Below are 13097 nucleotides of genomic sequence, written 5' to 3'. Positions count from 1 at the left end.
TTTTAGGAAACGGTCGTATTAATTGTCTTAATTTTCAGTTGATATTAAAATTATAGAAAGAGGTATGAGGTGATTTTTAATAAAGGGTGGGGAAATAGAGATGACAGTATATTGGGTGACTAATGTAATGCTTGAATCAGGGTATACATACGGAGATGGTAAAATTTTACAAACAGAAACAGAATTATGCAGTTTACTCATTGAAGATGGGAGAATTAAAAAAATTATAGAAGGGATTGTTCAAGAGGAAGGGATAGTAACTCTTGATGCCAATAGCTTATTAATTTTGCCGGCTTTCGAAGAGATGCATATTCATATTGATAAAACGTATTATAGTGGGCCTTGGAAAGCTTGCATGCCAGCAGAAAGTATTTTTACACGTTTTAATGAAGAAGAAACGATTTTGCCAAAACAATTAGCGACTGCTCAAGGCAGAGCGGAAAATATGCTAGATTTATTGCTTCGAAATGGTGCAACGAATATTAGAACGCATTGTAATGTTGATCCTGTTATTGGACTTGGAAATTTAGAGGCGACGTTAGCGGCATTAGAAACATATAAAGATCGGGTGTCTGGTAGAATCGTTGCTTTTCCGCAACATGGACTATTGCGCAGTAATTCTGTGCAACTTGTAAAAGATGCGATGCGTATGGGTGCGCATCTAGTCGGAGGCGTGGATCCAGCTACAGTGGATAATGACATTGAAAAGTCATTACATACAATTATGGATATTGCAGTAGAGTTTAATGCGGATGTTGATATTCATCTGCATGATGCGAATAATCTTGGTACGTTTACGATGAAGAGATTAGCAAGCTTAACAGAAGAAGCAGGATGGCAAGGTCGCGTAACAATTAGTCATGCGCTTGGACTTGGTGGTGTTACTGAAAAAGAAGCTGAAGAAGTGGCAGAAAGACTAGCAGCTTTACATATTGATATTACGTCAACTGTGCCAATTGGTAAACAAGTAATCCCAATTCCATTATTAGATAAAAAAGGTGTTAAAGTTTCATTAGGAAATGATAGTATTACAGATCATTGGTCGCCGTTCGGAACAGGTGATATGCTGCAAAAGGCAAATCGATTAGCAGAGCGTTTTGGGTGGAGTGACGAAAGATCGTTAGGAAAGGCACTTCGCTTTATTACGGGAGGGAAGGAAACTTTAAATAATGAAGGGAAGCGAGTATGGCCAAATGTCGGGGATGAAGCGAGTTTTGTTTTGACGAATGCAACATGCGTCGCTGAAGCAGTAGCGCGTCAAACAGAGAAACATCTAGTCGTATATAAAGGAAATATTGTTGTTGGAAGTTTAAATGAGATGGAATTGAATAATCTTGTATAGAAGAATCGTTTAAATATTTTAAGGAGGGTTCTAATTGTAAATATAGAACTCTTCTTTTTTATTCTAACGTTATATTTCGTGTAGGAAAGTTAGAAGGGATGAAAAATTTGGACAATCAACATAACCAAAATCATATTATGGGAACTTTGCAATGGTTTATTTTTTTATTAGCAAATTCAATCGCACTACCAATTGTCGTTGGCGGATTATTTCATCTTACGACGGAAGAGATATTTTATTTAATGCAGCGTACGTTTTTTGTAGTTGGTATATCTTCTTTTCTACAAGGATGGATCGGGCATAGATTACCAATTGCCGATGGGCCAGCTGGATCTTGGGTTGGTGTATTTACCGTACTTGCTTATGCAACCGTCGGGCAGGATCAATTACATAGTACGTTGCAAATATTAGAATTAGGGATGATAATTTCCGGTGTTATTTTAATAGGATTAGGGATAAGTGGCTTTATAGGACGTATTTTATTTTTATTTACGCCGCTTGTGACAGGGACGTTTTTACTTTTGTTATGTTTACAATTAAGTGGTGTATTTTTGAAAGGAATGCTAGGAATTACAGCCACTGTTTCTCAAATCGATGGATTTACAGCAATAATTGCGTTTAGTATATTTCTGTTCGTTATTATACTATCTAATTTTGGAAAAGGTTTTGTCAAAAGTTATGCAGTTTTAATAGGATTAATTAGTGGGTGGATTATCTTTTTAATTGCAGGGAAAGTGACAATTCCGTCTCAAGTAACTCATGTTGTGCAATTTCCACATATATTTGCTTGGGGACTTCCAAAATGGAATACAGGGATGGCAGTATCAAGTTTCGTTATGGTATGTATTTTAGTTTCAAATACAGTGGCAGCTATTATAGCGATTAATCAAGCTACCATTCAAAAAGCAACAATTGAACAAAAACAGTTGAAGGATGGTACGTGGGTTGGAGGGATTTCACATATCATTTCCTCTGTATTTTCAACTGTAGGTGTCGTTCCGTTACCAGCAACAGCAGGATTTATACGCTTAACAAAACAAAAATATATACGATCGTTCTTAATAGCATGTGTACTACTAGTCGTTATGTCGCTTTTTCCAAGCATTATTCGTTACTTAGCGTCGTTACCATCCGCTGTTGCATCTGCGGTTTTAATGGCTTCATTCGTACAGCTAATTGGGATTGGGCTAAACAATATAAAACAAGTGGAGCTTAATGAAAGGAATGTAACAATTTTAGGAGTAGCAGTATTATTTGGCAGCGGTGTTATGTTTTTACCGTCTGGAGCGCTCCAATCGTTGCCGTCTGTTATGCAATATATATTTGGAAATGGTTTGTTTGTAGGTACAGTTGTAAGTATATTACTAGAACAAATATGGCGCATTAAAAAGTAAGTGGATAAAATGAGTGCACGCACTGTATAAAAGTCTAAAATAACATTGGAAATAAAGCCCATTTTCATTCACCACCTGCACATTTCGTTCATACAATATCTTGACTAAATAAACACCCAACTTACACATACACGGCTCTGGCTTAAGCAAGGAGGGTTATACCAGTTGAAGGAAAAAGCGTATCAATCTAAACCGTTACTCACAAAGAGAGAGAGAGAAGTATTTGAATTACTGGTTCAAGATAAAACAACGAAGGAAATTGCAGGTGAACTTTTTATAAGTGAAAAAACAGTACGCAATCATATCTCAAACGCAATGCAAAAGCTAGGGGTTAAAGGACGTTCACAAGCAGTTGTTGAGCTTCTTCGCATGGGAGAGCTCGAACTATAAGAAGAAAGCCGACTTTTATGTAAAGAGTCGGCTATTTTTCTGTTTACATTTGAAATGGAAAAAGGTATTTCAGACTTCGAAAGAGAAGATATGTGTAATAAAGGAAGAATCCTTTATTACGTGGTTTTGTAAATACTTATCTGACAGTACATATTTAGAGGCGGATAAACCATCAGGTACCATATAATGATTTTGGTAAAATGTTTGAAAAAGCGTTAAAAATAACGATTTTATAATGTGATGAGGTATTCAAGATAGGTATCTTTATCATTTGTGAATAAGAAGGTGTAAATATGAAATTGTATTTTAAGGATATGGAGATAGGTGAAATTAAAGATGTTTTTGGAGATATGCCATGGATGTACGGAACAATTCGTTTGTACGAGAATAGTAAACCGCTCCAAAACTATTTTCGCGAGATGGTAGACGAAGATAGTGTATTTGATGTTGAAAGCATAGATCCTGAATTTTTAGATGACGAAAATTGGTTTGTTTATGATGAGGTTAATCGGCGGTATTTAGGGATTGATATACCTGCTATTTATATGGAGGATACAACAGTTGCGTGGCGTTGGAGATAAAGGCTATAAAGTTTTGCAAGTGATAGGTGAGCTTCTTCGCATGGGAGAGCTCGAACTATAAGAAGAAAGCCGACTTTTATACAAAAGGTCGGCTGTTTTTCTGTTTGTTTCACGCTCTATATGAATGATAATAATGTCTCATACATAAATAGGTAGTAAGGAGGGGATATGTTGAAAAGGATATTGTTAGTTTCAACAAGTGCTCATGATATGAATGGACACCCGACTGGTTTATGGCTTGAAGAGCTCGCAGCTCCTTATAATCTATTTGAAAAAGCTAAGTTTGATGTTGATATTGTGTCGATAAAGGGTGGTAGAGTGCCTATTGATAGAGTGTCTATTCCGAATGGCATACCTCGTGAATTTAAGTATGTCGCTTCTTTATTGCAAAATACGAAGTCGATCTCAATTGCTCATTTTTCGGATTATGATGCGGTTTTGTTTGGTGGTGGGCACGGGGCAATTGTAGATTTTCCGGGTAATCCGTATGTCGCAAATTTGATTGAGAATATGTATAACAATAACCGGATTGTAGCGGCTGTTTGTCACGGAGTAAGTTCTTTAGTTGGTGTGAAAAATAAGGATGGTTCGTTTTTTAGTGCGGGTAAGCGTATAACAGGTTATACAAATGACGAAGAAAAAGCTGTTCATTTAGAAAAGCGAGTTCCATTTTTGCTAGAAAGTAAATTGAAGGAGGAAGGAGCTTTATTTTATGTAGCACCTAATTTTACGCCGCATGTTGTAGTAGATGGGCGTTTGATTACAGGGCAGAATCCGCAGTCTAGCGTGGAAATAGGTAAGGCTATAAAAAGAGCTGTAAATAAATTATCGTCCTTTTAATTTTTGCTCATTTTTTCTTATTAATAGGAATGTCTTCTATTCAGAGAAAAGTGACGTAATGAATACGTATTTTATATAGAAGAAACCGACTTTCAAATAGAGGGTCGGTTATTTTTCTGTCTTGCAAATTACGAAAAAAAGGAGCAAAATAAATAAGGTCCTAGTCTATACAGGTACAAATAAAAAAATTCATACAGGAGCATTTTAAGTGAGCGAACTTAAAGTGCGTACAATATACTGATAAACATAAAATAAGATGATGAATGAGAAAACGGGTGATGAAGTTGAATAGAGCAATCGGTGTTATCGATTCAGGAGTTGGCGGTTTAACAGTAGCGAAGGAATTAATTCGTCAGTTGCCGAAAGAGCGTATTATATATTTAGGAGATACAGCACGTTGTCCGTATGGTCCACGTTCTCGAGAAGAAGTGCGTCAATTTACGTGGGAAATGACGGAGCATTTACTAGATTTAAATATCAAAATGTTAGTTATTGCGTGTAATACAGCAACTGCGGTTGTATTAGAAGAAATGCAGAAACAATTACCGATCCCAGTCGTAGGAGTTATCCATCCAGGGTCACGTACAGCTTTAAAAGTGACAAATACGTACCATGTTGGGATTATTGGAACGATTGGAACGGTGAAAAGTGGTGCGTACGAAGAGGCGTTAAAGTCTATTAATAACCGTGTTATGGTAGAAAGTTTAGCATGTCCACCTTTCGTTGAACTTGTGGAGAGTGGGAATTTTGAAAGTGAAATGGCCTATGAAGTTGTAAGAGAAACGTTGCAACCTCTGAAAAAAACTGATATTGATACACTTATTTTAGGGTGTACACATTATCCGATTTTAGGTCCGGTTATTAAAACGGTAATGGGAGATAAAGTGCACTTAATTAGTTCAGGCGATGAAACAGCGCGAGAAGTGAGTACGATTTTATATCACAGTAAAATGTTAAATGAGGGAGAAGAACAAAGTGATCATCTCTTCTTAACAACTGGAAAAATAGGCTTATTTAAAGAAATTGCATCGAAATGGTTCGGTCAACCGATTGAAAATGTGAAGCATATCAATTTAGAAACAAAATAATAGTAGACTCATATAAGTGAACTCCTGAGAAATCAGGAGTTTTTGTTTATAAGAAGCAAGGCATGTTCTAAAACGTGAAACAGCTCGTATACATAATAGTACAAACTTAGATTTTAGGGGGGAATGGCATGCCTAAATCCACTTTTAAATGGGTTGTTGGTGCTACTGTGAGCGCTGTTTTACTAACAGGGTGTGGCTTTATAAATCAGGAGAAAGCAACTGAACAAATTGATCCACCAAAACAAGTTACGTATACAGAGGGTGGAAAGAAAGAAGTAGCGAAGAAAGAGAAACAAGGGCAAACGGTGAATAGAGAACTATACCTTGTTGATAAAAATGGTTATGTTGTACCACAAACGTTAACTATACCAACTCCAAAAGCGAATGAGGTCGTGCAGCAAACGTTAGAATACCTTGTGAAAGATGGGCCAGTAACGGATCTATTACCCAATGGGTTTCGTGCAGTCATTCCAGCAAATACAACGATGACTTTGAATTTGAAAAAAGATGGGACGGCAGTCATTGATTTCTCTAACGAGATGAAAAACTACGCAAAAGAAGAAGAGCGTCAAATTGTTGAATCTATAGCGTGGACGTTGACGCAATTTAAAGAGATAAAACAAGTGCAGTTCCAAATAAATGGTGAAAAATTAGCGAAGATGCCTGTTGGTGGTACGCCGCTTGGTGAAGGGGTAAGCCGTGCGAATGGTATTAATTTCGATGATGAACAAGTAGCGGATGTAACAAATACAAAACCAGTCACATTGTATTTTATGGCGCAAAATAATAAACAGCAATATTATGTGCCAGTTACGCGCCGCGTTGCAGAAGGGAAAGAAAATGATATTACGACAGTTGTAAATGAACTAGTAAAAGGACCGAATCAAAATTCGCTGTTGAGTGACTTTAATCCGGGGGTCAAACTTATTACGAATCCAAAATTGCAAGACGGGAATGTTACGTTAAACTTTAATGAAAATATATTTGCGAATAAAGATAAAAGTAAGATTTCAAACTACGTATTGAAATCATTAGTTTTATCTTTAACGGAAAAACAGGGTGTGAAAAATGTTTCTATTCAAGTGAATGGGAAAGCGAATCTTATGGATGAGAAGGGTGAAAAGTTAACAAAACCTGTGAATCGTCCAGAAAACGTGAATACAGGTGGTTTTTAATCACGAATAATTTGATATACTTATGTAAGAAAGGGGAATTGCTTTTTGGGTTCTCCTTCTTTTATTGTATACATATCATACATTTAAATTTGGCTATACTAACGAGTAGCAGTTATGAGGAGGTTATTTTATGCGAGTAGATGGTAGAGAGAAAACAGAATTACGCCATATACATATTCATACGAATTATTTAAAACATCCAGAAGGATCAGTGTTAATTGAAGTTGGGGATACAAAGGTAATTTGCTCAGCGACAATTGAAGAGCGTGTACCACCGTTTATGCGTGGAGAAGGAAAGGGCTGGGTAACAGCTGAATACGCAATGATTCCGCGTGCAACAGAACAACGTACAATCAGGGAGTCAAGTAAAGGGAAAGTAACTGGACGTACAATGGAAATCCAGCGTTTAATTGGACGAGCATTACGTGCGGTAGTTGACTTAGAAGCACTTGGCGAGAGAACAGTTTGGATTGACTGTGATGTTATTCAAGCAGATGGTGGAACGAGAACAGCTTCTATTACAGGTGCATATGTAGCAATGGTATTAGCGTTTGAGAAGTTATTACAAGCAGAAAAAGTATCTAAAATTCCAGTGAAAGATTATTTAGCAGCAACGTCAGTAGGGATTGTTGAAGAGCAAGGTGTTGTTTTAGATTTAAACTACGCAGAAGATTCTAAAGCGGACGTTGATATGAATGTGATTATGACTGGAAAAGGTCAGTTTGTTGAAGTGCAAGGAACTGGAGAAGAAGCGACGTTTAGCAGAGCACAGTTAAATGAACTGCTTGATGCTGCGGAACAAGGCATTTTCCAACTGATTGACATGCAAAAAGAAGCGTTAGGTGACATCGTATCTCATATAGAGTAGAGGTGGAAAATATGAAGCAAGTTGTTGTTGCGACAAAAAATATGGGGAAAGTACGTGAGTTTGCTGAGTTATTTGAGCGATTTGATTTAGAAGTGAAATCATTACACGATTTTCCTCATATTGAAGAAGTCGAAGAAACTGGTGAAACATTTGAAGAAAATGCAATCTTAAAAGCAGATAGTCTGAGTAAACAGTTGGATTCTATCGTAATTGCAGATGATTCAGGTCTGATTGTGGATGCTTTAAATGGAAAACCAGGCGTGTATTCAGCTCGTTTTGCTGGAGAACCGAAAGATGACCAAGCGAATATCGATAAAGTTTTGCAAGGGCTAACTGACATCGACTTTGAAAAACGTAAAGCTCGTTTTTACTGTGCATTAGCAGTTGCATTCCCAGAAGCCGATAAAGAACCGGTAATTGTGAATGGAACGTGTGAAGGATACATTTTAGAACAGCGCCGCGGGGAAAACGGTTTTGGATATGATCCAATCTTTTATGTGGAAGAATATAAAAAAGCGATGGCGGAACTAAGTTCAGATGAGAAAAATGCCATTAGTCACCGCGGGCATGCTCTTCGTAAGTTAGAAGAAAAAATCCCGGAATGGTTTTTAGGAGAATAAGGGAGAGAGATTGATGAAAGCTTTAATCGTAAGCGATAGTCATAGCTCTGTGAAGGAATTACAGCATTTAAAAGAGAAATATAAAGGGAAAGTAGATGTCATGATTCATTGCGGTGATTCAGAGCTAACACCTGCTCATGAAGAACTGCAAGGTTTCCACGTTGTAAAAGGGAACTGTGACTATGCTAACTTTCAAGACGAAATTGTAACGGATGTAGATGGTATTCGTTTCGTAGTCGTGCACGGGCATCGTCATAACGTGAAAATGACATTACAAACATTAGCGTACCGTGCAGAAGAGGTAGGTGCGCAAGTGGCATGCTTCGGACATTCTCACGTATTAGGTGCGGAATTCATTGACGGAGTTTTATTTATTAACCCAGGAAGTATTTTATTGCCCCGTCAGCGTGTAGAAAAGACATTTGTCTTATTAGAAATGGATGAAAAACATATAGATGTTCGCTTTGAAACATTAGACGGACAACTAGTTGAACAAGCAGTTTTTAAAAGAGGATAAGAAAAATTATCCTCTTTTTTAAAAAAGTGTTGACTTTATGTTGAGCTGCGAATATACTAAGTATTGTCGATAGGACATCGGCGGTAATGAAAATGAAAATAACATATGCGGGTGTAGTTTAGTGGTAAAACAAGAGCCTTCCAAGCTCTGGTCGAGAGTTCGATTCTCTTCACCCGCTCCATGTCCCAGTAGCTCAGCCGGATAGAGCATACGCCTTCTAAGCGTACGGTCGGGAGTTCGAATCTCTCCTGGGACGCTAAGAAAACCTTGTTATCTTTTGATAACAAGGTTTTTTGTTTAGTTATTAATAAACTTTTCAAAAACAAAACCGTAGTCTTTCACGTTATATTGTTTCTTCGTATCAACGAGCCAGTTAAAGGCGATCTCATTCATCTCTTTGAATTGCTCTGCCAGATTCACTTGTGCATTTGTAATGCGGCTGAAAGTATTAGAAGCCATATCTAAACTTTTATGAGCGTATTGTAATGTAATGTCGTTGTCGTATGAAATTTCTTCGATTTTAAGAAGAGCTTTATATAAATCTTTTAATTCTTCAATATGTTTTTTATGAACATCAATTGAGTAATGCTCATCTCCCATTTGAAACTTAATTTCTACATCTAAATCAATCGTTCCCGCAGTTTCAAGTGCTACGTTTTTAATGGGATATTTACTGTAGCTAAAGCGGCGTAGTGTACGCTTTTTGCTTGTCGCACTTGTACCATCTAGGTGGATTAGTCCTTTGTTTGTGAAACAGTATTCATCCGATTTTGATTTAATTAGAAAATAAATTTTCTCCCCGTCTTCATGCATCACGTAATCATCAGCATCAACTTTATCATAATCTTGCGGCGTAATGACAGAACCTACATCACTTAATCCTAAAACATCAGCAGCCATTTTTTTAAACATATATAATCCCCCTTGTAAATTAAATTCTTAATTGTACAAAAATATATTAACACGATTTTAAGTCTTTTTTTGAAATCTTACAATTCTGTAAGGTAACTGTAAGGAAGTTCGATGGTAACACGTTACGAATCCTCTATAATGAAGATAACAACGATAAAACGAGGAGGAAGAAATGATGAAAGGATTAATCGTAACAGGTTTAACAGTAGCATTTGGATTTGTAGCGTATGAGAAATTAACGTACGTAGTTGATGTTGTGAAGCATTTAATAGCTTAGAAAAAACCGCCATGAGAGGGAAAGGGAATGAGTGAATGAATGGAATGGTTATTTGGAATTATAGGTACTTGTAGTGTAGTTTTATTGTTCTTTGTCCCGAGTGGTATACTAAGTTCGACAACGAGTTTGTTTTTCTTAAGTTTATTTGCTTGTACGATGCTTATTATTATGTTTCTAATGAAGCGAAGTAAACTTACCTTCTATTTTAGCATGATTGTTATTGCAATTATTGTTCTCCAAATTATTACCCTTGTAATATACCCCACAATTATAAAAGCTTTCCATTGATGATGAATCCTTTGCGCCTGTTGCTAAGGATTTTTATTTATACAATTTTAATTTTTAGTAAGGATTTATTCATAATGAAATATAAAAATTAAATATTTCTATATTTCAAACAAATATTTTTGGGATGTTGTGTTCTCATTACGCATTTGATATATTTACTTTGAAGATCACTAAAATCAAGAAAAAGAGGCGGACGTATGGTTAAAAAAGAAAATACGGTCGTATTGTTTCCTCAACTATCAGAACGCTATATTGATGAAGGTTTTTTAGCGCTGAAAGAGCGGAAATTCGAAGATGCATTGCGTTGCTTTGAAATATTACGTCAGTATAATGCGGAAACGGAACAAACGGAATTAGCTTCAGTTATTTGTTTGCTAGAATTAAAACGTATGGAAGAAGCGAAAGACAAATGTGAACAGTTGCTTGAAACAGGAGCTGTATTATTTGGTGATATTCTTGAAACGTATGTGACTATTTTAGTTCAAACAAATGATTACGAAGGTGTTATTGAAACTGTTGAAAAGGTTCTGCAAACGAAAGACATAATGCCGGAGCAAAAGGAAAAATTAGCGCAGCTCGCTTTATTTGCAGAAGGGATGCTAAATGAGGAAGATGCGTCATTAGTGGATTCTAATTTTGATTTGGATGAGTTTACTAATGGAATTTTTGGTGAAAACTTTGGGCAAAAGTTAAGGGTGATTCAGCAACTTTCGTTAAAAGACTTGGATCTTGCATTACCTGTTTTAAAGAAATTTTTAATAGACGAACAGCAGCACCCTTATTTGAAAACTTCTATTTTGTATAAAATGATAGAAAATCAAGTAGAAGAAGAGATAGAAGTAGAAAAGTTTGGAAATACGATCAAGGTAATTCCAGCATTTACAGGTCATAATGAGGAGCAATCCGATAACATTATACATAAATTATCAAGTCGATTAGAGCAAAATTATCCGGATATATTGGATGCGATGGTTACATATTGGAAAGAATTGCAAATTGCTGTTTTCCCATTCGCTCTATTAATGGATAAAGTAGAAATCTGGGCTGCTGTTTTAGAGAGAATTGGAAGAAAGCGTTTCGGATTGGCTATTGATGAAGAAGAACTTATGACAGCATACAATATTGAATTAGAAGAGTTCCATATTGCCTATCAATGGTTATTACGTGTTGAAAGAGAAGGATATTTGCCCGTATAATTATGAAAAAGAATTGTTCAGTTATTGAAACGAGCATATTCTATGTTATAATGTAAGGGTTGCAAAAGGCAGAAATCTGCCTGTTTGTAAGAGAAGAGAAGTGTAATTCTCTTACTTAATATGTTTCATATTATTCTCGAACAAAATATACCGTAATTGTCTTTTAGACAATTAGTAGATTGGAACATTATATCTGAAAGCTTTTGCTAGAGGATTATTTGTGCATTTGTTATTTCAAAAAAGAGATAATGAATATTTTAATCTATAGAGGTATGTGCATACATTATTATAGTTGGAGGGAAAGAATAAATGTCTACAAAATGGGAAAAATTAGAAGGTAACGTTGGCGTTTTAACAATCGAAGTTGATGCTAAAGAAGTAAACAACTCTATCGACGCTGCGTTCAAAAAAGTAGTAAAAACAATTAACGTACCAGGTTTCCGTAAAGGGAAAATGCCTCGTCCGTTATTCGAACAACGCTTTGGTATTGAATCTTTATACCAAGATGCTTTAGATATCATCTTACCAAAAGCATACGGTGAAGCAATCGATGAAGCTGGTATTTTCCCAGTTGCTCATCCTGAAATCGACATCGAGAAGTTCGAAAAAAATGCTAACCTTATTTTCACTGCAAAAGTTACAGTGAAACCTGAAGTTAAATTAGGTGATTACAAAGGTTTAGCAATAGAAAAAGTTGAAACAACTGTAACTGACGAAGATGTAGAGAACGAAGTAAAAGCTTTACAAGAACGTCAAGCTGAACTAGTTGTTAAAGAAGAAGGAACTGTTGAAAACGGTGATACAGCTGTAATCGACTTCGAAGGTTTCGTTGATGGCGAAGCATTTGAAGGCGGAAAAGGCGAAAACTACTCTCTTGAAATCGGTTCTGGTACTTTCATCCCAGGTTTCGAAGAGCAAGTAATTGGTCTTAAATCTGGTGAGTCTAAAGACGTTGAAGTATCATTCCCAGAAGAGTACCATGCTGCTGAATTAGCTGGCAAACCAGCAACATTCAAAGTAACAATTCACGAAATCAAAACAAAAGAACTTCCTGAGTTAAACGACGAGTTCGCTAAAGAAGCAGACGAAGCGGTTGCAACTCTTGATGAATTAAAAGCGAAACTTCGCACAAACTTAGAAGAAGGCAAAAAGCACGAAGCTGAGCACAAAGTACGTGACGAAGTAGTAGAATTAGCTGCTGCTAATGCTGAAATCGACATTCCAGAAGCTATGATCGACACTGAGTTAGATCGTATGGTTCGTGAATTCGAGCAACGTTTAAGCCAACAAGGTATGAACCTTGAGCTTTACTACCAATTCACAGGTACTGACGCTGACAAATTAAAAGAGCAAATGAAAGAGGATGCACAAAAACGTGTAAGAATCAATCTTGTTCTTGAAGCTATCATTGAAGCTGAAAACATCGAAGTTACTGAAGAAGAAGTAACTGCAGAAGTTGAAAAAATGGCTGAAATGTACGGTATGCCAGTAGACGCTATCAAGCAAGCTCTTGGAAGCGTAGACGCTTTAGCTGAAGATCTTAAAGTGCGCAAAGCTGTAGACTTCTTAGTAGACAACGCTGCATAATAAAATAACAAGGCGCGATTTT

General features: G+C 36.5%; 14 protein-coding genes, 2 tRNA genes and 1 pseudogene. 16 read left to right on the top strand and 1 reads right to left on the bottom strand.

The annotated features are described in order from the left end of the window. The first annotated feature begins 100 nt into the window (after positions 1 to 100). From MR065_RS17885 to MR065_RS17825, 13 genes and pseudogenes are all read left to right on the top strand, one after another. Entirely contained in the window at positions 101 to 1342 is a 1242-nt protein-coding gene (locus MR065_RS17885) for an amidohydrolase family protein (RefSeq protein WP_242214596.1), read from the top strand. Between the two features lie 98 nt (positions 1343 to 1440). Then, on the top strand, positions 1441 to 2736 hold the full coding sequence (locus MR065_RS17880; RefSeq protein WP_242214595.1) for a purine/pyrimidine permease: 1296 nt from the start codon (positions 1441 to 1443) through the stop codon (positions 2734 to 2736). 165 nt (positions 2737 to 2901) lie between these two features. Continuing rightward, positions 2902 to 3126: a spore germination transcription factor GerE gene (gene gerE, locus MR065_RS17875; RefSeq protein ID WP_000659484.1), complete on the top strand. Its 225-nt coding sequence runs from the start codon at positions 2902 to 2904 to the stop codon at positions 3124 to 3126. A 106-nt stretch (positions 3127 to 3232) separates the two neighbouring features. Beyond that, positions 3233 to 3362, top strand: a pseudogene (locus MR065_RS17870) (YrhA family protein); the annotation flags it as partial. Between the two features lie 57 nt (positions 3363 to 3419). Then, positions 3420 to 3707, top strand: coding sequence for a hypothetical protein (locus tag MR065_RS17865; protein ID WP_242214594.1), 288 nt, complete (start codon positions 3420 to 3422; stop codon positions 3705 to 3707). A gap of 168 nt (positions 3708 to 3875) precedes the next feature. Further along, positions 3876 to 4547: a type 1 glutamine amidotransferase domain-containing protein gene (locus MR065_RS17860; protein WP_242214593.1), complete on the top strand. Its 672-nt coding sequence runs from the start codon at positions 3876 to 3878 to the stop codon at positions 4545 to 4547. A 278-nt stretch (positions 4548 to 4825) separates the two neighbouring features. Next, a complete protein-coding gene (gene racE, locus MR065_RS17855) occupies positions 4826 to 5635 on the top strand; it encodes a glutamate racemase (protein ID WP_242214592.1) in 810 nt (269 codons plus the stop codon). A gap of 128 nt (positions 5636 to 5763) precedes the next feature. After that, on the top strand, positions 5764 to 6810 hold the full coding sequence (locus MR065_RS17850; protein WP_242214591.1) for a GerMN domain-containing protein: 1047 nt from the start codon (positions 5764 to 5766) through the stop codon (positions 6808 to 6810). 130 nt (positions 6811 to 6940) lie between these two features. Next, positions 6941 to 7678: a ribonuclease PH gene (gene rph / locus MR065_RS17845; RefSeq protein ID WP_001261765.1), complete on the top strand. Its 738-nt coding sequence runs from the start codon at positions 6941 to 6943 to the stop codon at positions 7676 to 7678. Between the two features lie 11 nt (positions 7679 to 7689). Continuing rightward, on the top strand, positions 7690 to 8298 hold the full coding sequence (locus MR065_RS17840; protein ID WP_242214590.1) for an XTP/dITP diphosphatase: 609 nt from the start codon (positions 7690 to 7692) through the stop codon (positions 8296 to 8298). Between the two features lie 13 nt (positions 8299 to 8311). Continuing rightward, on the top strand, positions 8312 to 8815 hold the full coding sequence (locus MR065_RS17835) for a metallophosphoesterase (protein ID WP_242214589.1): 504 nt from the start codon (positions 8312 to 8314) through the stop codon (positions 8813 to 8815). A 107-nt stretch (positions 8816 to 8922) separates the two neighbouring features. Beyond that, a tRNA-Gly gene (locus tag MR065_RS17830) sits at positions 8923 to 8996 on the top strand. A gap of 1 nt (position 8997) precedes the next feature. Next, a tRNA-Arg gene (locus tag MR065_RS17825) sits at positions 8998 to 9071 on the top strand. 41 nt (positions 9072 to 9112) lie between these two features. Here MR065_RS17825 and MR065_RS17820 read toward each other — a convergent pair. Then, the gene (locus tag MR065_RS17820) at positions 9113 to 9727 is read right to left on the bottom strand and encodes a PH domain-containing protein (RefSeq protein WP_242214588.1); all 615 of its coding nucleotides are present in this window, start codon (positions 9725 to 9727) and stop codon (positions 9113 to 9115) included. A gap of 316 nt (positions 9728 to 10043) precedes the next feature. Between MR065_RS17820 and MR065_RS17815 the strand changes: the two genes are divergently transcribed. The 3 genes from MR065_RS17815 (at position 10044) to tig (ending at position 13075) form a co-directional block, all read left to right on the top strand. Beyond that, complete coding sequence (locus MR065_RS17815) at positions 10044 to 10292, top strand: hypothetical protein (RefSeq protein ID WP_242214587.1); 249 nt, start codon at positions 10044 to 10046, stop codon at positions 10290 to 10292. Positions 10293 to 10489: 197 nt separating this feature from the next. Next, the gene (locus MR065_RS17810; RefSeq protein ID WP_242214586.1) at positions 10490 to 11488 is read left to right on the top strand and encodes a hypothetical protein; all 999 of its coding nucleotides are present in this window, start codon (positions 10490 to 10492) and stop codon (positions 11486 to 11488) included. A gap of 309 nt (positions 11489 to 11797) precedes the next feature. Then, positions 11798 to 13075, top strand: a complete 1278-nt coding sequence (gene tig, locus MR065_RS17805; protein ID WP_242214585.1) for a trigger factor — start codon at positions 11798 to 11800, stop codon at positions 13073 to 13075. Positions 13076 to 13097: the final 22 nt, after the last annotated feature.

The sequence above is a fragment of the Bacillus cereus group sp. BfR-BA-01383 genome (assembly GCF_022663495.1).
GTDB classification, from domain to species: domain Bacteria; phylum Bacillota; class Bacilli; order Bacillales; family Bacillaceae_G; genus Bacillus_A; species Bacillus_A cereus_AU.
Note: the sequence above shows the minus strand (reverse complement) of the source record. Positions and strands in the feature narration are given on the sequence as shown.